Origin of the sequence: Heyndrickxia sp. FSL W8-0496 (assembly GCF_038007825.1) — a bacterium.
Taxonomy (GTDB): Bacteria; Bacillota; Bacilli; order Bacillales; family Bacillaceae_C; genus Heyndrickxia; species Heyndrickxia oleronia.
The window spans coordinates 49,233-71,386 of the sequence record NZ_JBBOXX010000001.1 but is presented as its reverse complement, the minus strand read 5'-3'; the positions used below and the strand labels follow the sequence as shown (position 1 = coordinate 71,386).

The following is a 22,154-nucleotide window of genomic DNA, read 5'->3' as shown; positions in this document are numbered from 1 at the left end:
TATATAAATAGACAGCAAGTTAGCCACGTCTAGCACCACGGCCACCACGTTTTGATTCTGTATTACGTTTTAATGATGACAAACGATCTTCACTATCCTTTAAAAAACGAGCCATTTTTTGTTCAAAGTTTTCTTTCGCACGAAAATTATTATTTGATTTGTTTTGACGTGGACGCTGGGTTTGTGTTTGCTCCTTGGCTTTACGTATTGAAAGTCCAATTTTGCCATCCTTCTCAACATTGATCACTTTTACTTGAACTTCGTCACCGACTTTTAAATGTTCGTTAATATCTTTAACATAATTATCGGCTACTTCACTAATGTGAACAAGTCCTGTTGAGCCTTCTGACAGTTCGACAAACGCTCCAAAATTTGTGATGCCTGTTACCTTTCCTTGTAACTTGCTGCCTACTTCGATTGACATAAAAAATTATTTCCTCCTTAAAAAGATAAAAAATAAACCTTAATCTATATTATAGCCAACGTTAAAAAAGGGTGTCAATAAGACTCATCTTCTTCCTTATCTTTAGGCTTGGGAATATTAAAGATAATTTCTCCATCTTCTGATAGAAAATATTCACTTCTAGCCAGCTTAGCAATGTATTCGTCATCATTTAATTTCACGATCTCATCCTTTAACAATGCATGTTTCTTATCTAATTGAGCGATGGTCTTTTCAAGTTTTTCTTTTTCCATTTTCTTTTCACTAAGAAGGTCATTTCTAGATATGAGTGTAGAAATCAACATATACGAAATGGTTATCATTAGTAAAAAAAAGATGGCTAGTCTCCTAAATAGTAATTTTTTCCTTTTAGCCAACACTTTTTCTTTTACATGGTGCTGTGTCATATATGCATTTTGCATTGGTGCAATATTTCGTTTCGCTTTCTCACCCATTCTCATACCTCCTTTACAAGCACATCTCATTAGTAGAATTATCTCTTAAATATTTTAAGAATGGTTTTTATTCCTGATATAGTTTTATTCGTTGCTTTTTTCACATTACCTGCAATGAAATTATAAGACTTTTCGATTATTTTTTTAATGGATGTCGGAATTGCTCGCCATAAAAGATAGACTATCCAAATTATTGGTTTAAATAAAATCTTTACCATTAATAATAACACCTTAAGAATGGTTTGTACAAGAGCGTAAAGGGCTTTTCCCATCCAAAAAACAACGGTTATCAGTAGAATAACTAGCCATTTTATAGGACTATAAACAATTGTCATAAATAAATGACTGATGTAATTGGCGATAGCAACAATAAGATCAATGGAAATTTCCAATAATTTAAGATAAGTGGTTTTCATTAATGCCTGATATGCTGCAAAACCACAAAGTAATGCTACAAAAATATAGAAGCGAATTTCTCCAAAATTAACCAAAAATAAAATATAAAAGATTAATAAGCCCTGAAGTAACCAAAATAAAACATCATTGATAAATACAATTAACCGTTTTCTAGACCCTCGTTTCAAGAATCGATTATACGTATCAAGGGTGGCACCAAAAAAGCTTCCCATAGAGATCATGGCAAGCATGGTATAAAATTGGGTCGCCAAACTCATCGAAATATTTTGCTAAAGAAGCCTTTAGCTTTCTCCCCATGGTGATCGTCTAAGTATACTAAATCAAATACCTTCCCCTTAATGGATACGATTCCTTTATCAACATCGAGATTTTTCATTTGTAGATTTTGACCACGAATAGATAAGAAGCCCATAACGGTTTCTAATAAAAACTCCTCATTATCAAAGCTTTCAACTTGTTTAACTCCAGTAATGTCTAAAAGCTTTCGGCCCCTCATAATAACATCATGCTCTTGGGACGGCGCTTTATTATTTGATGAACTATCATAATATTGATTCATTTGCTCCCCCACTTTCTTACACAGTTCATAATAAATCCATTGAACAAGCTTTGTAATATATGTATGACAAGCAGTGTAAAAAAAGAACAATATGAATCATAATTGTGGAACATAAACTCAATGAAAGAAGAGGGGATGTTTCAAGTATTTTTTTATTTTAGCGAACTCAAGTTCCTTTATTTGCATCAAAAGCAGACATTTCCTTATGTTTGGGATATAGGTACGTTATTTTGATATTCCTATTTTTTCCATATCATACCCAGTGTCCACATAATGTTTGCAGCTCTTTTCTCAATGGAATGAAAGGATTTGCCGGTTTTTATCCTATTTTTGTTAGTGAAACCATTACCTTTGTCACAACATTTGAGAAAAGAGCCTGATATAAAGTCTGTTTTCGTAATTGCTTTGGTAAAAGCCCTACTGCCGGCTTTTACACACAATAAATGGGTTAGCGTTCTTTTAATGTTTGTAGCTCTTTTCTCAGTGGAATGAAAGGATTTGCCGGTTTTTATCCTATTTTTGTTAGTGAAACCATTACCTTTGTTACAACATTTGAGAAAAGAGCCTGATAACAGATTATCTGGTAGGGGCTAAAATCCTCTTAATCGATATTATTCGTATTAAGTCTTTCTTCCTTGAGAATAGAATACATATTTGCAGCATCTTCTTTACGAGTGGATTCTGTAAGATTTAGTACTTTAGCTGTCACTAATTTCTGACCAAAACGAACCTGCAGTTCATCTCCTACCTTCACATTTGAACTTGCCTTCGCGGTTTGCCCATTAATCGTTATTCTTCCTTGATCAGCTACCTCTTTTGCCAACGTTCTTCTTTTAATTAAACGAGATACTTTTAGAAATTTATCTAACCTCATCGTTGCCATAGCTCTCACCTCTTATAATCCTTTTATCTTCGCCTTATTCCAAAATTGATCTAACTCTTCTAATGTGAAGTCCTGAAAAGAACCTCCGTTTTTTACCACCTGATCTTCAATATATGAGAAACGCCTCATAAACTTCTGATTAGCCCTTTCAAGTGCCTCCTCAGGATGGATGGATAAATGCCTCGCTGTATTGATCAATGCAAAAAGTAGATCTCCAAATTCCGAAAGCATATCACCCTTATTTCCATTCTTCATTTCAATTTCAAATTCCTTTATTTCCTCTTTAACTTTTTTCCACGTTTCCTCCGCTTGTTTCCAATCGAACCCATGCTTTCCTGCATATTTCTGCAAATTATATGCACGCATGATTGCTGGCAACCCTTTCCCTGCATGATTCACTATAGAATCATGCTGGTCTACTTCGCCATGTTCCTTCGATTTAATTTGATTCCAGTTTTTTATCACATCATCCTCATTAGATACCTGTGCATCTCCAAATACATGTGGGTGTCTTCGAATCATTTTTTCCGAAATATTCTCGATAACATCATCAATAGAAAACATTCCTTCGTCCTCACCAATTTGAGAATGCAGCATTACTTGAAGCAATACATCACCAAGCTCCTCAATCATATGCTCAATATCATCTTCATCAATTGCTTCTAGTAATTCATAAGATTCCTCAATTAAATACTTCTTTAATGATTGATGAGTTTGCTTTTTATCCCAAGGACATCCATTAGGACCTCGTAATTGGGCAATAATATCCCTTAATACTGTAAATTCCTTTAATTGTTCCTTATCCATTGGTGGGACATACAAGCTCGTTAAATTATTTAACTCTACTTGTCGATCCAACTCATATAAGGGGACTTTTTTAATATTTTCTTCATTACTTCCTGCAGCTGTTACAATGACTACCTCATAATCATCGGGGTATTTTTCCATTAAAGTTAATTTCACTTCCGAAGCAACATAGGCATCATACACTTGTCCAATAATGAGATGCTGGGTTGAACGGAGATCATTTTTATGTAAATCGGTACCATCTAATAATTGAAAACCTTCAATAGGATCTGCTTTTACAGAAGTAAAAAGAGCATCTATAAAGCTTTGCCCCCCACCTATTTTAACAGTAATATTATTTGGTGGCCCTTCTTCCAACAATAATTGTACCGTTTTCTCTGCAACTAAAGGATGGCCAGGTACAGCATAAACAATTTCTTCATTTTGTGCTTCCGCTATAAGCAGATTCTTAATTTGCTCATAGACTTGTTCAAATTGATCGTTTTGTTCATATATATCATCAAAGCTAGTATATTTCATTCCTTCTCGTTCTAGCTCCTGTACAACCGGATGCTCCTTAGTCCGTAAAAAGACATGCGCTGCACTTGATAACGTCCTGTATACACCTAAAGGAAGCTGATCAATATCGCCTGCACCTAAGCCTACAATTATTATTTGTCCATTCATCATAATCCTCCATTATTTCTTTTTATGTAAAAGAAATTTACCAAAAGGAATTTCCTTCACTTCATCTTCTCTAAATAATTTAAAATACCCTATCAAATAAAGATAACAAAATCCACCCAGACAAACCCCACCTAATGACTCAAAAAGACTCCATATTCTGTTAGTGAGATGGAAGTAATCAAAAACATAGGTCCATATTTGAAGTATAAAAGCCATAACTCCAGCACTAACTAATAGCCTGATAAAAAAACGCCTAAAATTTAGGTGTATGCCTCCTCTTTTTATTTTATAAATAGACAGCAATAAAATAAAGAACAGCGCGATAATTGTGGAAACACTTGCTCCCATCGTGCCGATTTGAGGAATCAATAGATAGTTTCCAAGTACTTTTATGATCATTCCAATAATAATAAACTTAGCAGATGATAATAGATCCCCTAAACCCTGTAATATTCCATTTATGGTCAAAATCATCGAGCTAAAAAAGATAGAAATTGAAAAAACCTTTAGTACATTTGAACCCGCTTGATTTGAAAAAAGCATAGTGTTTGTAGGTTCCATAATACTAATTAAGCCAATAGTAGCCCCTAATCCAAAAACTACACTCACCTTTAAGGCTAATTGTATTTTTTCTTCTATATTTTTTTTCTGGCCATGTAGAGTGGAAGATAATTCTGGAACCAAGGTTAATGAAAAGGAAGTGGCTACTACTGTCCCTAATTGAATGAATGGCTGGCCACGGTCATAAATTCCTTTTAGTACCTTTGCCTTTTCACTAGATATGCCTGTTGAAGTAAGCAGCGAATACAGATTTAAGGAATCAATTAGCTGCAATAAAACAAGTAGGGCTCCACTAATACAAACCGCTATGCCTTGGAAAATAAATTTTTTTCCGATAAATTTAAATGCCTGCCCAAGTTGCAACGATGCTTCTTCCTTATGACGGAAATAAAAGAATAATAAAATAGCGGCAGCTAATAAACTTCCAACAACAGAACTAATGAAAGCACTCCTTCCTACCTGATAAAGAGATGCTCCATTACGAACTAACACATAAGATAAAAGCAGAATACAGATGACTCGAATGAACTGCTCGACTACTTGAGATACAGCAGTTGGCAACATCTCCCGCTTTCCCTGAAAATAACCCCTAATTGTAGAAATAAGCGGCATAATTAAGAAAGGGACAGCTACTACCTTAATTAAAGGCACTAGGCGACGATCTCCCATCCAGTGAGCAATTATGTGTGAGCCGAAATAAAAAAAAGAAAAAAGAATGATACCGATAAATCCTAAAATGATAAATGCTGCGAAAGCAATACTGTGAGCATCACTTGCATTTACTTTCTTCGCATCAGCCACCATTTTGGATATAATGACGGGGAATCCGTATGTTGCCAGCGCTATAGCTATTCCATAAATCGGATACACCTGCTGGTAAATATAAAACCCCGTATCACCGACTATATTTTGAAAGGGTACACGATATACAGCACTTAATATCTTTATAATGGTTGCTGCAATTGTTAAAATTAACGCACCCCTAAGAAATAACCTCGAGTTATCTGAAGGCAATGTTATTCGACCTCTCCTATAATATCTAAAAAGTAATTAGTTAAAACAAATCTTCTGTATTATAGCATAATCAGTCAAAAATAATGGCACGACATAAAAAGAAGCGGTAGGATCATCCGCTTCTTGCCTAGATTATATTTTCTTGTAAAGTATTTACCTATTGTTCCATCTGTCTTGCTAAAAATGCGGATGCTGTTTCGGCAGCCTTTTGTTCTACTTCTCCAATCGTACGGTCCTTTGAAAAAATAATGACAGCGCCAATTGGATCGCCATTCGCTACTATTGGTGAAATAGTATAGGAAGATAGTTCTTCTTCAAATCCATCAATCAGTGATACTTGTCCTTTTTGTGTGACAATCTGAGTGGTACGATCATCCATGACCTTTTCAACAGGCGAACCAATATTCTTATTCAAATAATCCTTTTTCGATACACCCGCTACAGAAATAACAGCATCTCGATCGCATATTAGTATTTGACTTCCCAGACTGTCATATAATGCTTCTGCATACTCTTTTGCAAAATCACTTAATTCGCTAATTGGAGAATATTTTTTAAGGATTACTTCTCCATCGCGATCCACAAAAATTTCTAATGGATCACCCTCACGGATACGAAGAGTTCTACGGATTTCTTTTGGTATAACGACTCTTCCTAAATCATCAATTCGACGAACTATTCCAGTTGCTTTCATCTTATGTTGCCTCACTTTCATCAGATGATTTTTTGGCAATGAATGATTGCCTTGGTTTTTATTGAATCTTTTCCCTCTGTTGACATTAGTATCTTTCAACAAAAAAGTTCTATACATGTGAGTTCATTTTTGAAAGCCATTTTTATAGCGACTGGTTGAAATAACCATTTCAATAGTTTAATTTCCCTTCTTTCCATCTAAATAAACATGTTTAATCCCTAGATATTAAGAAAGGGACATGTTTTAATAATATTCCTCAGCTTGTGGAGAAGAAAGCTTCTCTACAAACCTATATTGGTATCACGTTTTCCAATATTACCCAATAAAAAAAAGACTGTCGAGAAAGTAGCTCGACAGCCTCAAGAAGTATGTCTAAATAACATGTTCCTTTGTTTTAAGTGACAAATTCACTTCCTTAATAATTTCATAAGCGACTGAAAGCCACTTCTCTTGATCCAAACCTTTTATATTCAAAGTAATTTTTAACTTATTTCCATCCATACCAAATCCGACAGCACGACCATATTTGTTCAATTGACTGACCACCTTTGGACCATCAACCTGTTGTGTTCCCTGTTCGGACATTAGTATCGTTACTTGCTGTTTTATCTGTTTTATTGATTCTAGCATCGCCTCTTGCGCATACACCTTCATTTCAGCTACTGTGAATAAAAGTCCAACTTGTGACGGGTATTCACCGAAACGATCTATCATTTCCTCTTTTAATTCCTCTACTTCTTCAAGCTGTGTAATACCTCTAAATCTTTTGTACATTTCAATTTTTTGATGCCCATCAGATATATACGTATCAGGAATATATGCATCAATTTCTAACTCAACCTCAAAAGCTGGTACAGTTGGTTGCCCTTGTCCCTTTCTTTCCTCAATTGCTTCTTTAAGCATTTGCGAATACAGATCGAATCCAACAGAATCAATAAATCCATGTTGCTGAGCACCTAATATATTTCCCGCTCCACGAATGGATAAATCCCGCATCGCAATTTTAAATCCAGAACCTAACTCCGTGAACTCCTTAATAGCTTGAAGGCGTTTTTCAGATACCTCTGTTAGTACCTTATCCTTTCGATACGTGAAATATGCGTAAGCAACTCGATTAGATCTTCCTACACGACCACGCAATTGATATAACTGGGAAAGACCCATTCGATCAGCATCAAAAACGATCAATGTGTTTACATTTGGAATATCTACTCCTGTTTCAATAATAGTAGTTGTCACAAGGACATCATATTCCCCTTCTAGAAAACTTAAAATTACCGATTCCAGCTCGCTTTCAGTCATTTGTCCGTGTGCATAGGTCACCCTGGCGTCTGGCACAAGGGCTGAAATCTCTTCTGCTTTCCTTTCAATATCCTCTACCCTGTTATATAAAAAATAGACCTGTCCGTTCCTAGATAATTCACGCTCTATTGCCTCACGGACTAAATGACCATTGTACTCCATAACATAGGTTTGAACAGGAAAACGATTTTCCGGAGGTGTTTCAATTACCGATAAATCTCGAACACCTAGCATAGACATATGCAGTGTCCTAGGTATTGGTGTCGCGGTCAATGTTAACACATCAACATTTGTCTTTAATTGCTTAATCTTCTCTTTATGAGTTACACCAAACCGCTGTTCCTCGTCTATAATAAGCAGCCCTAAATCATGATATTGAACGTCCTTTGATAATAAGCGATGCGTTCCAACAACAATGTCTACCGTCCCACTTTTTAACCCTTTTAAGGTCTCTGTTTGTTGTTTTTTGGTCCGGAAACGACTGAGTAGCCCAATATTAATTGGATAGTCCTGAAAGCGCTCTTTAATAGTTTCAAAATGCTGTTGCGCTAAAATAGTTGTAGGTACTAAAAAAGCCACTTGCTTTTCATCCATTATCGCCTTAAATGCTGCACGAATTGCTACTTCTGTTTTTCCATAGCCAACATCTCCACATAGCAATCGATCCATTGGTCTAATTCTTTCCATGTCCCGTTTAATCTCCTGTACAGAGCGTAGCTGATCTTCTGTCGGCTGGTATGGGAATGTTGCTTCAAATTCCCTTTGAAGGTCACCATCCGGTGAAAAGGCAATCCCTTTTGCGGCTTCCCTTTCTGCATACAGTTTAATTAAATCATCTGCAATATCTTGAACAGAGGATTGTACTTTCTTCTTAACCCGCTTCCAATCACTTCCGCCTAATTTATAAATTTTAGGCTCTTTTCCCTCTGAACCAACATATTTTTGAACAAGTTCAATTTGCTCAACCGGAACATATAGCTTGTCGCTTCCTTGATATCTCAGGTGGAGATAGTCTTTATGAACCCCATTTATAATTAATGTTTCAATTCCTAAATACTTCCCTATTCCATGATTTACATGAACAACGTAATCTCCAACTTTAAGCTCCGAATAGCTTTTTATCTTTTCAGCATTTGATAATTTTTGACGTCTAGCTGTTTTTTTCGTGCTTTTATTAAATAGTTCTTCCTCTGTAATAACAGCTAATTTTATCATTGACAGCTCAAAACCCGTATTTAACCCACCTTCAATAATCTGTATTGTAGAGGGTAAGATTTTGCCTTGATCTTCAACTACAGCTGCCTCAATATCATAGTCCTCTAAGACACTATGAAGTTTTTTGACACGATTCTTATCACTACCTAAAAAAACAACAGTAAAACGTCCCTTTTTCCACCGATCAATTTCTGCCTTTAAGACATGCATTTGTCCATGGAAGTTTTGCATTGGTCGACAAGTGATATTTAAAATGTTTTGTGGACTCGTATTAGGGATATGTCTCAAAAATAAAGAAAAATAAATTTTTGATAAATTCGTTTGAGCTAATAATTTTGTTAAACTATGGGATACCTCAATATCATGAACAATTTGCCCCTCCTCTAATAAAGAGGTAAACCATTCCGCTTCCTCATTAACTAATTGATCATTTATTTCCTGGATACGGCTAAATTCATCAAGAATTAATATTCCCTTACCAGAAACATAGTCTAGCAAACTGGTAGACGCTTCATAGGCTAAAGATAAGTATTTAAAAAATTGTTCTGGTTTTTGACCATTTCGAAGTAATTCCAAATCATAGCCTATATTTTGAACTAATCGTTCCTTAGAAGCCTCACTTTTCACTTTTTTTAATGTTTTAGATAAACCTTTTTCAAGTTTATCTGCAATCATTGGTAGTTGAGCAGGGTTTACAGGGGACTCTGTTGCCGGACCGATCATTACTTTATCTAGCTTTTTCACTGATTTTTGGTTTTCAATTGAAAAAGTCCGAATGGAGTCAATCTCGGTATCAAAAAGCTCAATACGGATTGGGTTAGCCTCTGTTAAAGGATAAATATCCAAAATTCCACCACGCAAGCTAAACTCTCCAGGAGCACTCACCATCTCATTTCGACTGTACCCCATAGTATTTAAGTTTACTAATATATTTTCTAAATCTATTTCATTACCTACTTGAAAAGAAATTTGATAGCCTTTCCAAATATTTGGTGTAGGAAGGATCCTACGTAAACCCGCCATTGGAACAATCAAGACACCTTTTGCTTTAGAAGTCAAAAAGTTTAGCGCTTCAATTCTTTGACCTTTCAACTCTGGACTAGCAATTCCAATTTCAGCGGCAATCAACTCGTTTGCCGGATATATATATAGCGATTTATCGGAGATAAATTGTTGTAAATCATCATATAATTTTTGTGCTTGATGAAGATTATAGGTCACAATAATAATGGATTGATGGACTTTTTGATAAATAGAGGCGATAAATAGCGCCCTAGAGGATCCTGATAATCCCGCTACAAGCTGTTCCTTTAATCCTGCCTCAATTCCCGTGATAACAGACCCTATCTCATCTTGCTGTAAAATAATTTGCTGTAAATCCTTCAAGCTTTCAGTTCCTCCCCTCAAAATATCTCCATTAAATAAATTCATAATCATGTATATGAAAAAGACCAAACAGAAAAATGCTTTGGATCTTTCTCCAAAGCGGTTAATGAATCAAATAATCATATTCATGCAGGTTTGGATTTCTATCTAATGCTTCTTGACAGTCTTCACAAATAGAATGAATATGAATATCTCCATTTGATTCATAGGAAACCATTTCCTGTCTTTCTTCATTTGTCAATGTGTGAAGTCCAATTTGATCTGAATAAATCGATGATCGTTCAATACTTCCAATATTTGTACCACAATGACGGCAAAAATAGTGAATCGCCATATTGAGGCCTCCTTATAAACAATGCTTTTTATTAGTATTAACCTGTTTAATAGGAGTTATTCATCGTTGATATTGAATTAAATGTCCTTCGTGAAGTCCTCTCTTTCTTTGCTATAAAAATCTTATTGTGATACAAAAATCATCTCAGAAAAGGCTTTTAATTATAAAGATTCATTACCTCAAGAAATGGTTTTTTCAACCATTCCTCACAAGCATCAGCACTTTTTCTGATCATCATTTGCATCTCTTCCCATTCTTCCTTATTAAATTTCCCTAAAACATAATCCGGGACAGATATTCCTTGATCGGGTCTGTCTATTCCTATTCGAATACGGTTAAAGTTCTGTGTTCCTAAATGAGCAATAGTGGACTTTATTCCATTATGTCCCCCTGCACTTCCCTTTTGTCGTAAACGAATTTTCCCAACTGGCAAATCCAAATCATCAAAGATCACTACTAGATCATCCACTGAAATATCATAATAATCCATAATTGGACGAATACTTTCACCGGATAGATTCATATAGGTAAGCGGCTTTAATAAAATAAACTTCTCACCAAGATTGTTAATTACTGTATATAAACCTTTAAATTTTGTTTGATTCAAAGAAGTTTGATAACGTTTAGCCAGTTCATCAATAACCTCAAAGCCAATATTATGTCTAGTTCGATCAAATTGAGAACCTGGATTTCCTAAGCCAACAATTAATTTCATTAATTACACCTCAATTTTACTATACCACATAAATAGGTAACACCTGTATGTTAAATAAGTAACATTACACTTACAATTTCATTCTCTATACTATTATACGATGTTTGTATTAAGGAAAGTGTCTAAAGTTTAAAAAGACGCAACCCCTTGGTTACGTCTACATGATTTATTCGCCTTCTGGACTTGTTTCTCTTCCTTCTACATTATCAGGCATTCCAGGTTCTTGTTCTTCTCCGGTACTAATTTCCTCCTCTTGTCGAGGAGCTAATATGGAAGCGATGGTTAGTTCATCCTCTTGCATAATTTGATAAGAGAATTTATTCCTTATCTCTGAAACGGTTAATGTATCACCAACTTGGAGAGAGGAAACATCGACTTGTATAACATCTGGTATATCATTAGGTTTTGCAGACACCGTTAATTCATGTACTGCTTGTTGTAAAACACCACCATCTTTTACTCCTAGACTATCTCCTACTAATTCAACCTTCACATCTGCTTCCATTTCAGCTGATAGGTCCACAGCTTTAAAATCGATATGAAGAAGTTCCTTTTTAAGGCTATCTTCCTGAAATTCACTTAAAACAACATTTTGTTTGTCTCCATCCACATTAAGAGAGATAACACCGTTTCTCCCCACTTCTTTTATTACCTTTAAAAAGTCAATTCCACTTACAAAAATAGATTTATTTTCCGCATTATATCCATAGATCACTCCAGGTATGTTACCTAAATCTCTTAGTTTTTTTAATTCAGAATGTTGTTTTGTCTCACGTTTTTTGGCATTTAAAGTTGTTGCCATATCCCATTACCTCCTTAGATATATGTAAAGAGTCTCTAATTTATCATTCCCCAAATCGAAGGAGATCTAAACATTAATCAAGGCTCTTTTCTCAAGCATTGTTCACTATTTGAGACAAATTTTAACTAATAACTATCGGCTGAAGACCACTACACTTTTCATTTCTCTGAGAAAGAGCTGCAATCTTCATAAGGACTGATGAATCATTATTAGTGTGATTGCTGGCAGTTGGGCTCTTACAAAAACAAAAACTATACGAAAACAGCCTTAATCAAAGAGGTATAAGGACAAAAAAAAAGAGACCCGTTTAAAAGTCCCTTTTCAAAATTTATCAATCAAATAATGTACTTACTGATAGCTCCTCATGAACTCGGATAATTGCTTCTCCAAGTAAAGGTGCGATCGAAAGCTCTACCACTTTGTCAGATTTTTTCTCTTCAGCTAAAGCGATAGAATTGGTCACAACAAGTTCTTTAATTTTTGAATTATCAATTCGTTCGATTGCCGGACCTGAAAGAACTGGGTGAGTACAACTCGCGTATACCTCTTTTGCCCCATTTTCAACTAAAGCATTAGCAGCTAAAGTAATGGTTCCAGCAGTATCAATAATATCATCAATTAAAATAGCGATTTTCCCTTCGATATTCCCAACTATATTCATAACCTCAGCAACATTTGGTCTTGGTCGACGTTTGTCAATAATGGCAATAGGCGCCTTTAGACGTTCTGCCATTTTACGCGCACGTGTCACACCGCCATGATCTGGGGAAACAATCACAATTTCATCATTAAAGTTCTTCTTTTTAAAGTAATCAGCTAAAATAGGAACACCCATTAAGTGATCAATTGGAATATCAAAAAATCCTTGAATTTGTGGAGCATGTAAATCTAATGTAATTACTCTTGTTGCTCCAGCAGTTTCAATTAAGTTCGCTACTAACTTCGCAGTAATAGGTTCCCTTGCTCTTGCTTTACGATCTTGTCTTGCATATCCATAATACGGCATAACAATATTAATCGTTTTAGCAGATGCACGTTTTAGAGCGTCAATCATGATTAGAAGTTCCATCAAGCTTTCATTAACAGGAGCACTCGTTGGTTGTACCACATATACATCACACCCACGAATACTTTCTTCAATATTGATTTGAATTTCCCCGTCACTAAATCTTGTAACAGAGCATTTTCCAAGTTCTACTCCAACAACTTTTGCAATTTCTTCTGCTAATTTATGGTTTGAATTTAGACTAAATATTTTCAAGTTAGGATCGAGATACTGGTTCGACATGATGGACCTCCAATTATTGATTGTGTTTTAGTTTATTTACATAGTTTTCTTTATTCACTTGTCGTGCACGTGCAATAGATAATGCTTCGCCTGGAACATCTTCTGTAATCGTAGAGCCTGCTGCTATATAAGCACTTTTTCCGATTGTCACAGGGGCTACTAAATTAGAATTACATCCTATGAACACATCATCTTCTATTTTAGTTAAATATTTATTTTTCCCATCATAGTTCACAGTAATTGAGCCACATCCAATATTTACATTAGATCCAACTTCTGCATCTCCAATATAACTTAAATGAGATGCCTTACTTCCTTTACCGAAATGGGTCTTCTTAATTTCCACGAAATTACCAATCTTCACTTCATCTTCAATTTTTGAATCTGGTCGAATATGTGCAAATGGACCAACTTGAACTTTTGACCCAATCAAGCTATTATACGTGACCGATTGTCGTATAGTAGTTTGATGACCAATTACGCAGTCTTTAATTTCTGAATTTGGGCCTATAATACAATCTTCGCCAATTTGGGTATCTCCTGAAATAAATACACCAGGATAAATAACTGTATCTGCCCCAATTACTACATCCGTTTCAATATAGGTTTGTTCCGGGTCAATAAGGGAAACACCATTTCTCATATGGTGTTCATTAATGCGCTTTCTCATTATCTTTTCTGCTTTCGAAAGTGCAATTCGATCATTCACGCCTAATGTTTCATCCATATCTTTTGTTTGATAGGCTGAAATTACTTCACCTTGTGCTTTTAATATTTCAATAACGTCTGGTAAATAATATTCACCTTGTGCATTATCATTAGAGACTTGCTTTAATGCTTTAAATAATTCTTTATTGTCAAAACAGAATACGCCTGTATTTATTTCGTTTATCGTTCTTTCTTCTTCAGTCGCATCTTTATGTTCAACGATTCTCTCAACAAATCCTTCATCATTTCGAATGATACGCCCGTATCCTTCTGGTTGATCTGTGTATGCTGTTAAAATAGTTGCCTTTGCCTTTTGTTCGACATGATGTTTCATTAGCGCTTCCATTGTCTCAGCTTGAATCAGAGGTGTATCACCACATACTACCAGTGTAACTCCCTCTTCATTGGCCAATTCACTATCGGCTTGCATCACCGCGTGAGCTGTTCCAAGTTGTTGTTCTTGTAACGCAAAAGATGTTTTCCCATCTAATTTAGCTTTTACTAATTCAGCTCCGTGGCCGATTATTGTCACCATTTTATTGACATGTAGTTTCCCAATTTGATCGACTACATGTTCAACCATTGGCTTTCCACATACAGGATGAAGTACCTTATAAAGCTTTGACTTCATGCGAGTTCCTTGGCCTGCAGCTAAAACAACAGCAAATCGATTAGTCATATTTGGTCCCCCAATAAACCTTTTTATCCATAACAAAATATAACGTAATTTACGTATGATTTCAAGGTAAGCTGAAGATATACATAGATTTGTCAACTATATGTGAATATTTTCTTATTTCATATAACCCTCATGTATGTATAAAAAAGGGAGGTTTTCGAAAGATTTTGCTTTTATAAAATCCCTACTTACCCGCTGTTACACCTATTAACGCGCTTCAATGGTTCTTATGAAGTAGAAATGAAGGGGGGATTTTATAAATTCAAACTTTAACTAAATAAAAATAATTTTTGAGAAAAAGAGCCGAAAAAAAGAGCCTTACTTCTTGGAGTAGGCTCTTGCTGCTTTTATTCTATTAGGAAGCTCCGGCTTCTTCAAACTCGACTTCCTCTAACTCTCCTAATCGGTGATACTCCGCCAATACAGATTCTTGAATTTTGCTTCTAGTATTGGAATTAATTGGATGAGCAATATCTCTAAACTCTCCATCTGGAGTGCGTTTACTTGGCATCGCGACAAATAATCCATTATTCCCATCAATTACTCGGATATCGTGAACAACAAATTCATTATCCAATGTAATAGAAGCAATCGCTCTCATTCGCCCCTCTGTATTAACACGGCGTAATCTTACATCTGTTACTTCCATCCTATTCACCACCTTTTTGCATAGATAGAATCTAGTTAAAGTATTCAACAGATTTTGATATATTCCTTCTTAAATTGTAAAATTTTTTAAATAATTAATAGGACTCTTGTATTTCCTAGTAAATCAAATCATATATTAATCATTTATTAACCAACAGAAATCAAAATATACATATTTTTAAAACTTTTGAAGCAATACTCTCCTACTCAGGTGTATACATAAGAGAAAGTTGGAACCAAAAACAGGCTCATTTTGAAAGAAATCACTTTTCGATATTCTTATCACAAAAATAATGCTGTTTTCCTATAGTTGTTGCATATGTAAAAGCCCTACTGTTGAACTTTACACCTAATAAATCCCTTTTAGCTATTCTTATGAAGTTCGTAGCTCTAAAGAAATAAAGGAGGGTGACGGTCTTCAACTTTTTTATTATTAGTTAAGGCTTTACCTAAATAAAAATAATCTTGGAGTGCAGTACAAAAAAAAAGACTATCAAGTGACAGTCTTTTAAATGCTTATTTAACTAATGCAATAACCTCTATTTCTATTTGAACGTCCTTAGGAAGTCTAGATACTTCTACACAGGATCTTGCTGGCTTATGCTCAGAAAAATATTCTCCATAAATTTCATTAATAATTGAAAAATCATCCATATTTTTTATAAATACAGTGGCTTTCACAACTGTCTCTAAAGAGGCGCCTGCTTCATGTAATACAGCTTTAATATTTTTGAATACTTGATGCGTTTGTTCTTTTATATCATCAGAAATAAGTGTCCCTTCTTCAGTTAAAGGGATTTGACCAGAACTATAAAAAACATTATTTACGACAATTCCTTGTGAATATGGTCCGATTGCTGCCGGCGCTTTTTTTGTAGATACGACTCTCATTAAAAATCCCCCTTGGATTGTAAAAAGTAATTTCCCTCTACCACTCTGATCTTTTTCTCTTTCACATCTACATCCATTAGTTTAACCAGTGATACATAATCATCCACTAATCTTTCTTCTGCTTCCTCAGACTCTAATAGAACGGCAATCCCTGCTAATTTTGCATTAAACTCTTCTAAAAGATTCACCATACCATTAACAGTCCCCCCAGCTTTCATAAAGTCATCAACAATGAGAACCCTTGCTCCCTCATTTAAGCTTCTTTTAGAAAGAACCATCGTCTGAATTCTTTTCGAGGATCCAGATACATAATTAATACTAACTGTTGAGCCTTCAGTTACTTTACTATCTCTTCTAACGATGACGACAGGTACATTTAAATAAGATGCGGCTGCATGTGCAATAGGAATCCCTTTGGTTGCTACTGTCATAATAACATCTATATCTTTATTCGCAAATGACGAGGCAAGTAACTTTCCAACTTTACTTACGATTTGAGGGTTTCCTATCAAATCAGTTAAGTATAAATAACCGCCAGGCAGAAGTCTTTCGGGGTCTGCAATTAATTGGCAAAGCTCTGCAATTATTTCCCTAGCAGCTTCCTCTTTCATATGAGATATATACTTTACTCCACCTGCTGCGCCGGGAATGGTCTGAAGCGTGCCTATTCCCTGCCTTTCAAAAGTTTCCTTTATGATTGCTAAATCTTCACTAATGGATGACTTCGCTGACTCATATCTTTCAGAAAAGAAAGTTAACGACACTAGCTCCTTTGGGCGCTCAAGTAAATAATGTGTCATATCAATTAATCTTTCACTACGACGAAACTTCATATTACACCCCCCTTTACATATATTCCCGAATAATTATTAATAATATATCACCAATGTACGGATTATGTCCATTAGTCTAAAACTAACTATTAACTATATGGAAATGCGGTGATGCACCATTCAATTTACACATTGTTCATTGCTTCCAAAAATAATCCTCTATTCAGTAAAACGGTCACCTAACATTCGAACTGCAAAAACCTGATCACAAAATCCTCTAAGGCCATTATATATTCGTTGAAGGCGCGAATCGTATTGAACAAGACCAAATACAGTTGGTCCACTCCCACTCATTAGGACAGCGTCAGCACCAAACCTAAACATTTGCTCCTTAATATGTTGTACCTCAGGATGCATTTTCAATGTTACACTTTCTAAAGCATTCCCAATTTCCTTACATACCGATTGATAATCCCCTTGTTTAATTGCTTGAATCATCGCTTGGGAATTCGGATGTTGAATAGATTCTAAATTTAGATTCCGATAAACATCTGCCGTTGATACACCAATGGATGGCTTTGCTAAAATAACCCAGCAATTAGGCGGTGCAGGTAAGTGAGTTATTTTTTCTCCTCTTCCTTTTGCCAAGGCTGTTCCACCATACACACAAAAAGAAACATCAGAGCCGATTTCCGATCCAATCTCTGCAATTTCATCTAAAGTTAAGCCCAAGTTCCAAAGTTTATTTAAACCACGTAATGTGGCAGCAGCATCACTACTTCCACCAGCTAAGCCAGCAGCAACCGGGATCATTTTATCAATAGTAATTGAAACACCTTGGTTAATATGAAATTTCTCCTTAAGAACCTTTGCTGCTTGAAATGCTAAGTTACGTTGATCATCTGGAACAAATCTATTTTGAGAAATGATACGAATCTCACCGTCTGTTGTTTCTGACAATCCGATTCTGTCAGAAAGATCGATTGTGGTCATAATCATTTCGACTTCATGATATCCGTCCGAACGCTTATTTAAAACATCTAAGGTTAAATTTATTTTCGCCGGTGCTTTAATAAAAATCGTCAACAGTTTCACCCACTTTAATCCGACATTTGATTTTTGACTTAAGTACTTTCTGGTGTTAAGCTCGGAAGCTTTCCAAATATATTAAGGTACTTTCTCTGTTCTTATAAGTTTGTACTATTTTACCACAAACAATAATTGCCATATAACCTCTTCACAAATATTGTATTTTACCACTATCAATGAATATATGGAAGATGTATCTGTAAATATATTGTCTATAAACTAATAATCAGTGATATCAGGATTAATGGAACCGTTCAATCTTAAGAGATATTAAAAAAGACCGAGAGATAACCCCGGTCTTTTCGGCATGTAATTGTTTTATTCCATGAGCTCGAGCCTGTCTTTAGGAATATCGATTATTGGCAAGCTGTTGTTGCGCGATTTCAATCGCTCGCTTTACCATATTTCCAGCATCCTTTGCCTTAATACCGCCCCATCCTTCTTGCTGAACGACATCATAAAAACCTAATTCCTTAGCTAATTCTTCTTTTAGCTGACTAGACATAATTCCTTTTCTTCTGCCCACTTTGAATAACCTCCTTAAACATACCTTATACATAGTATGTTCAAGCAAAAGGCTATTTATCGACTCATTTCATTTTAAATAAACGCTGTATAAAAGGGCAAAAAAACAAAAAGCAGTAAACGCATTGTCTACTGCTGCCCTAATACTATATTTCCTGTTGTTTCATCATAGAAGGTTAATTGGACCGTTTCAGTAAGCACATCTGCATAGCTGTAGGAAACACGTTCAAATGAGTTTTCCTCTTGATCTAATTCGATGACAAAAACTGATGGATAAGTTTCTGCCAAAATACCCGAACGTTCAATGGTTTTTCTTCGTCCACCATTAGCTTTCAACATTAATCTTTTTCCAAGATTTGAATCAAGGGATCTCTTAATGTCAGTTAATGTCTTTGGCATTTCGCTCCACCTCACTATGTATTAGTATAGCACAATATGTAAAAAAGGTCAAATATAAATTATTTATTTTATCAGTCAAAGGAATGTACTGTCAATACTTTTCATTCAACAAAATGACCGTTTTTTTTACAAATTTAGTTTTACCAACAAACTGAATAATATGTAGATAAACTATATTATTTAAAAAATGTTTATTACATAGGGGTTAAAAGCCTGTTTATCCTGTATAAATTTTGCATTCAACAAATGAAATAAAATATATCGAAGAGGCTCGAGTCATGTTGATTTATCGTGAAAAAAATGAAGTTCGTTTGCAGATTATCAGAGAGGCACTTAACTTTAATAGCTACATTACATTTAATATTTTTCATAAGAAAAAGACTCTAATGAATATTCATTAGAAGCCTTCTCCACTATTCTTCCATGACAGGCTTATATGGCATTCCCGTGCGCAAGACCCCTTTTGTCTCAATTCCTCCCAACCCCTTTTCACCAGTTAATGTATTACGTAAAACATCCCACACATTTATTGGTTCCATAAAGGATGTATAACTAATTTTAGCTACTATATAAACAGGATCAAGTGCATGAATATTAACTCTTAGTGGGGAGCTTGCAAAATTAGCGCCTACTTGAATTAACGATTCAAAATGAGATTGGCATGCTCCTGCAAAAATAATTAATTGGTCCAAATGGGGTACCTTTTTTCTTGCTTCAATCACCGTTTTAACGAAATATTTAGAATGTCTATATGCGTTTATATCTGCCTTTTTTCCTTTTGATTTTGAATAGGAATCATGTCCTGTAATCACTAAAATATCCGGCCGATACTTATCAATTAATGGCCCGATTTGATTTGGCATATCCTTTTCATAACAGTGGATTCCATAAACTTTTATTCCTATTTTTTCATAAAGATCGATACATTTTTTTAAGTAATTAGGGTCCCCATCAAGATGTAAAACGCGTCCTGGAATATGAAAATAGCTAAAATCCTGATTATATCCATTTGTTGCATTGTATTCATGTCTATGTCGTAATAAATCAATATCTTGTTGGAATAGTTCAAAGGATTGCGCTTCTAATGAACGAAATTCCCTAGAAATCTTCGACCTTTCCTCTGAGTCAATCATCACTAAGTCTTCAAAGGGAGCATCTGCGATTAATCGATAGTCCTCACCATATAAAATAGCTGTTTCTTTGCCATCTTTATTAATAATATCAATCACTCTAAATAAAAGATCACATTGATATGATTTTCTTCCCACGATTGAATTGATTTTTACACTCATGAGTTTTCAACTCCAATGTAAAGCAAAATAGTCTTTTTACTTCTAACATTAGGCTATGCATCACACATAGAATAGGTGAAAGGGGACTATTAGTAAAATTCAAGTGTTAAATTCCGCTAATAGCCCCCTTTTAAAGGTATTTATTTATTTATAATAGGATAGAGAGCATTACTTAGTGCGGCGAACTCTTCAATAGAAAGTGTCTCGCCTCTTCTGCCAGGATCTATTCCAATTTGACCTAATGCCTCAAGAATTTCCTCTTTAACCCCTTTGCCGTTTGGCAACTGACTTGTAAGATTATTTAAAAGTGTTTTCCTTCTTTGTGCAAAAGAAGCTCGTGTCACTTGGAAGAAGAATTCCTCATCATCAACGTTAACAATTGGTTCATCATGTAATGTTAAGCGAATAACTGCAGAATCTACATTTGGCTGTGGCATAAATACCGTTTTAGGAACTACCATTACAGTTTCAGCTTTCGTATAATATTGAATAGCAATCGACAAGGAACCATATTCTTTTGTGCCAGGTTTCGCACTTATTCGATCAGCTACTTCCTTTTGGAGCATAACAACAATTCCCCTAAGAGGGAGCCTTTTTGTTAAAAGCTGTGTAATAATCGGTGTTGTTACGTAATAAGGAAGATTGGCAACAACCATAATATCCTGAATATCTTTAAATTCTGTTTCTATTAGTCCTTGTACATCTGCCTTTAAAATATCTTGATGAACAACTTTTACATTATCGTATGGGGTTAATGTGTCCTCCAATATCGGAAGTAAACGTTGGTCTATTTCAAACGCTAATACCTTTTTGCTGCTTCTGGCTAAATGCTCTGTCAACGCTCCAATACCAGGTCCGATTTCTATGGAGCCAGTCTCCTTGGTTAAACCAGCACTTTCTGTAATATTTCTTAATATATTAGGGTCAATTAAAAAGTTCTGACCTAAGCTTTTTTTAAACGAAAATCCATATTTTTTTAATATTTCCTTTGTTCTCATCGGGGTAGCAATATCTTTATGCATTCTTTTCCTCCTGTAGGACTATTTCAATTGCAGAAGCAAAATCCTCTTTACTAATTTGAAACATCATTAATCGCTTATGAAGCTGCTTTCCATTTGTATATCCTATTTTCAATAGTTCGCCTAAGCGTTCTCTTCTAGCCTTTGATTGAGGGAAGCCTATTAACCCGGCAGTAATCAAATCTTCCTTCGTAATCACTTCTATAATATCCTCTTCCATCGTATGAGCATCCTTTAATGCCTCGCGAATAGCATCTGGACTAGCATGTTCAACACCAATTCCCCTGCCAGACGTTGGTTTTGCATCCTTTTTTTTAATGAAGGCATGCTTACAACCTGGCACATGATCAGAGACGATTTTTCTAATCTTCTCACCTGGAAAATCAGGATCTGTAAAAATAATGACCCCTCTTGTGTCCTGAGCTAGTCGAACCTTTTCAATTGTTTCCTTTGAAACGGCGGACCCATTTGTTTCAATTGTATCTGCATCAACGGCTCTTTTAATGGCCGTGGTATCATCTCTACCCTCTACAACGATAATTTCTTTTATTTTCATTTTTCCTCCAAAATAGTGAAACATTTTTGTAACAT

Annotated in this window: 23 protein-coding genes; all 23 read right to left on the bottom strand. The window is 35.2% G+C overall.

Annotated elements, in window-relative coordinates:
- Positions 1–19: 19 nt before the first annotated feature.
- Positions 20–424 carry a S1 domain-containing RNA-binding protein gene (locus NST63_RS00355; protein ID WP_058006079.1) on the bottom strand — a complete coding sequence of 135 codons (405 nt, stop codon included), beginning with the start codon at positions 422–424 and terminating at the stop codon, positions 20–22.
- 74 nt (positions 425–498) lie between these two features.
- A complete protein-coding gene (locus tag NST63_RS00350) occupies positions 499–897 on the bottom strand; it encodes an FtsB family cell division protein (protein WP_071977239.1) in 399 nt (132 codons plus the stop codon).
- Between the two features lie 38 nt (positions 898–935).
- Entirely contained in the window at positions 936–1,571 is a 636-nt protein-coding gene (gene yabQ / locus NST63_RS00345) for a spore cortex biosynthesis protein YabQ (RefSeq protein WP_212946514.1), read from the bottom strand.
- A complete protein-coding gene (gene yabP, locus NST63_RS00340; protein ID WP_058006082.1) occupies positions 1,568–1,873 on the bottom strand; it encodes a sporulation protein YabP in 306 nt (101 codons plus the stop codon). The genes yabQ and yabP overlap by 4 nt, the downstream gene beginning before the upstream one ends.
- Before the next feature lie 601 nt (positions 1,874–2,474).
- Positions 2,475–2,747, bottom strand: coding sequence for an RNA-binding S4 domain-containing protein (locus tag NST63_RS00335; RefSeq protein WP_180213739.1), 273 nt, complete (start codon positions 2,745–2,747; stop codon positions 2,475–2,477).
- 21 nt (positions 2,748–2,768) lie between these two features.
- Positions 2,769–4,229 (bottom strand): nucleoside triphosphate pyrophosphohydrolase, encoded by a 1,461-nt coding sequence (gene mazG, locus NST63_RS00330; protein ID WP_341040990.1) that lies wholly within the window; start codon positions 4,227–4,229, stop codon positions 2,769–2,771.
- 12 nt (positions 4,230–4,241) lie between these two features.
- Positions 4,242–5,804, bottom strand: coding sequence for a putative polysaccharide biosynthesis protein (locus tag NST63_RS00325; RefSeq protein WP_341040989.1), 1,563 nt, complete (start codon positions 5,802–5,804; stop codon positions 4,242–4,244).
- A 157-nt stretch (positions 5,805–5,961) separates the two neighbouring features.
- A complete protein-coding gene (gene spoVT, locus NST63_RS00320; protein WP_180213736.1) occupies positions 5,962–6,498 on the bottom strand; it encodes a stage V sporulation protein T in 537 nt (178 codons plus the stop codon).
- A 372-nt stretch (positions 6,499–6,870) separates the two neighbouring features.
- Complete coding sequence (mfd, locus tag NST63_RS00315; protein WP_341040988.1) at positions 6,871–10,401, bottom strand: transcription-repair coupling factor; 3,531 nt, start codon at positions 10,399–10,401, stop codon at positions 6,871–6,873.
- A 103-nt stretch (positions 10,402–10,504) separates the two neighbouring features.
- The gene (locus tag NST63_RS00310; protein ID WP_212946521.1) at positions 10,505–10,735 is read right to left on the bottom strand and encodes an anti-sigma-F factor Fin family protein; all 231 of its coding nucleotides are present in this window, start codon (positions 10,733–10,735) and stop codon (positions 10,505–10,507) included.
- Between the two features lie 157 nt (positions 10,736–10,892).
- Positions 10,893–11,450, bottom strand: a complete 558-nt coding sequence (gene pth, locus NST63_RS00305; RefSeq protein ID WP_078109481.1) for an aminoacyl-tRNA hydrolase — start codon at positions 11,448–11,450, stop codon at positions 10,893–10,895.
- A gap of 166 nt (positions 11,451–11,616) precedes the next feature.
- The gene (locus NST63_RS00300) at positions 11,617–12,252 is read right to left on the bottom strand and encodes a 50S ribosomal protein L25/general stress protein Ctc (protein ID WP_212946522.1); all 636 of its coding nucleotides are present in this window, start codon (positions 12,250–12,252) and stop codon (positions 11,617–11,619) included.
- A 331-nt stretch (positions 12,253–12,583) separates the two neighbouring features.
- The gene (locus NST63_RS00295; protein ID WP_058006090.1) at positions 12,584–13,540 is read right to left on the bottom strand and encodes a ribose-phosphate diphosphokinase; all 957 of its coding nucleotides are present in this window, start codon (positions 13,538–13,540) and stop codon (positions 12,584–12,586) included.
- Between the two features lie 13 nt (positions 13,541–13,553).
- Positions 13,554–14,927: a bifunctional UDP-N-acetylglucosamine diphosphorylase/glucosamine-1-phosphate N-acetyltransferase GlmU gene (gene glmU, locus NST63_RS00290; RefSeq protein ID WP_212946524.1), complete on the bottom strand. Its 1,374-nt coding sequence runs from the start codon at positions 14,925–14,927 to the stop codon at positions 13,554–13,556.
- 355 nt (positions 14,928–15,282) lie between these two features.
- Positions 15,283–15,576 carry a septation regulator SpoVG gene (gene spoVG / locus NST63_RS00285; RefSeq protein ID WP_058006092.1) on the bottom strand — a complete coding sequence of 98 codons (294 nt, stop codon included), beginning with the start codon at positions 15,574–15,576 and terminating at the stop codon, positions 15,283–15,285.
- Between the two features lie 515 nt (positions 15,577–16,091).
- A complete protein-coding gene (locus NST63_RS00280) occupies positions 16,092–16,466 on the bottom strand; it encodes a RidA family protein (protein ID WP_078109484.1) in 375 nt (124 codons plus the stop codon).
- Positions 16,466–17,299, bottom strand: coding sequence for a pur operon repressor (purR, locus tag NST63_RS00275; RefSeq protein ID WP_180213733.1), 834 nt, complete (start codon positions 17,297–17,299; stop codon positions 16,466–16,468). Before purR ends, NST63_RS00280 begins: the two co-directional genes overlap by 1 nt.
- Positions 17,300–17,458: 159 nt before the next feature.
- Positions 17,459–18,325, bottom strand: a complete 867-nt coding sequence (gene ispE, locus NST63_RS00270) for a 4-(cytidine 5'-diphospho)-2-C-methyl-D-erythritol kinase (RefSeq protein WP_212946526.1) — start codon at positions 18,323–18,325, stop codon at positions 17,459–17,461.
- A 346-nt stretch (positions 18,326–18,671) separates the two neighbouring features.
- Positions 18,672–18,854: a small, acid-soluble spore protein, alpha/beta type gene (locus tag NST63_RS00265; RefSeq protein ID WP_212946528.1), complete on the bottom strand. Its 183-nt coding sequence runs from the start codon at positions 18,852–18,854 to the stop codon at positions 18,672–18,674.
- 128 nt (positions 18,855–18,982) lie between these two features.
- Entirely contained in the window at positions 18,983–19,252 is a 270-nt protein-coding gene (gene veg, locus NST63_RS00260; RefSeq protein WP_071977244.1) for a biofilm formation stimulator Veg, read from the bottom strand.
- Positions 19,253–19,665: 413 nt separating this feature from the next.
- Positions 19,666–20,544: a sporulation peptidase YabG gene (gene yabG / locus NST63_RS00255; protein ID WP_212946529.1), complete on the bottom strand. Its 879-nt coding sequence runs from the start codon at positions 20,542–20,544 to the stop codon at positions 19,666–19,668.
- Positions 20,545–20,684: 140 nt separating this feature from the next.
- Positions 20,685–21,566, bottom strand: a complete 882-nt coding sequence (gene rsmA / locus NST63_RS00250; RefSeq protein ID WP_341040978.1) for a 16S rRNA (adenine(1518)-N(6)/adenine(1519)-N(6))-dimethyltransferase RsmA — start codon at positions 21,564–21,566, stop codon at positions 20,685–20,687.
- Positions 21,559–22,119: a ribonuclease M5 gene (gene rnmV, locus NST63_RS00245; RefSeq protein WP_180213730.1), complete on the bottom strand. Its 561-nt coding sequence runs from the start codon at positions 22,117–22,119 to the stop codon at positions 21,559–21,561. Before rnmV ends, rsmA begins: the two co-directional genes overlap by 8 nt.
- Positions 22,120–22,154: the final 35 nt, after the last annotated feature.

Bases quoted from the DNA above. Each gene is read 5' to 3' on its own strand.
- yabP (WP_058006082.1), bottom strand. From the start codon at position 1,873: ATGAATCAATATTATGATAGTTCATCAAATAATAAAGCGCCGTCCCAA.
- NST63_RS00280 (WP_078109484.1), bottom strand. From the start codon at position 16,466: ATGAGAGTCGTATCTACAAAAAAAGCGCCGGCAGCAATCGGACCATAT.
- NST63_RS00300 (WP_212946522.1), bottom strand. From the start codon at position 12,252: ATGGCAACAACTTTAAATGCCAAAAAACGTGAGACAAAACAACATTCT.
- yabG (WP_212946529.1), bottom strand. From the start codon at position 20,544: ATGAGTGTAAAAATCAATTCAATCGTGGGAAGAAAATCATATCAATGT.
- spoVG (WP_058006092.1), bottom strand. From the start codon at position 15,576: ATGGAAGTAACAGATGTAAGATTACGCCGTGTTAATACAGAGGGGCGA.
- NST63_RS00335 (WP_180213739.1), bottom strand. From the start codon at position 2,747: ATGAGGTTAGATAAATTTCTAAAAGTATCTCGTTTAATTAAAAGAAGA.
- rnmV (WP_180213730.1), bottom strand. From the start codon at position 22,119: ATGAAAATAAAAGAAATTATCGTTGTAGAGGGTAGAGATGATACCACG.
- NST63_RS00355 (WP_058006079.1), bottom strand. From the start codon at position 424: ATGTCAATCGAAGTAGGCAGCAAGTTACAAGGAAAGGTAACAGGCATC.
- yabQ (WP_212946514.1), bottom strand. From the start codon at position 1,571: ATGAGTTTGGCGACCCAATTTTATACCATGCTTGCCATGATCTCTATG.
- NST63_RS00295 (WP_058006090.1), bottom strand. From the start codon at position 13,540: ATGTCGAACCAGTATCTCGATCCTAACTTGAAAATATTTAGTCTAAAT.
- mazG (WP_341040990.1), bottom strand. From the start codon at position 4,229: ATGAATGGACAAATAATAATTGTAGGCTTAGGTGCAGGCGATATTGAT.
- glmU (WP_212946524.1), bottom strand. From the start codon at position 14,927: ATGACTAATCGATTTGCTGTTGTTTTAGCTGCAGGCCAAGGAACTCGC.
- veg (WP_071977244.1), bottom strand. From the start codon at position 19,252: ATGCCAAAGACATTAACTGACATTAAGAGATCCCTTGATTCAAATCTT.
- rsmA (WP_341040978.1), bottom strand. From the start codon at position 21,566: ATGCATAAAGATATTGCTACCCCGATGAGAACAAAGGAAATATTAAAA.
- pth (WP_078109481.1), bottom strand. From the start codon at position 11,450: ATGAAATTAATTGTTGGCTTAGGAAATCCAGGTTCTCAATTTGATCGA.
- purR (WP_180213733.1), bottom strand. From the start codon at position 17,299: ATGAAGTTTCGTCGTAGTGAAAGATTAATTGATATGACACATTATTTA.
- spoVT (WP_180213736.1), bottom strand. From the start codon at position 6,498: ATGAAAGCAACTGGAATAGTTCGTCGAATTGATGATTTAGGAAGAGTC.
- NST63_RS00310 (WP_212946521.1), bottom strand. From the start codon at position 10,735: ATGGCGATTCACTATTTTTGCCGTCATTGTGGTACAAATATTGGAAGT.
- NST63_RS00350 (WP_071977239.1), bottom strand. From the start codon at position 897: ATGGGTGAGAAAGCGAAACGAAATATTGCACCAATGCAAAATGCATAT.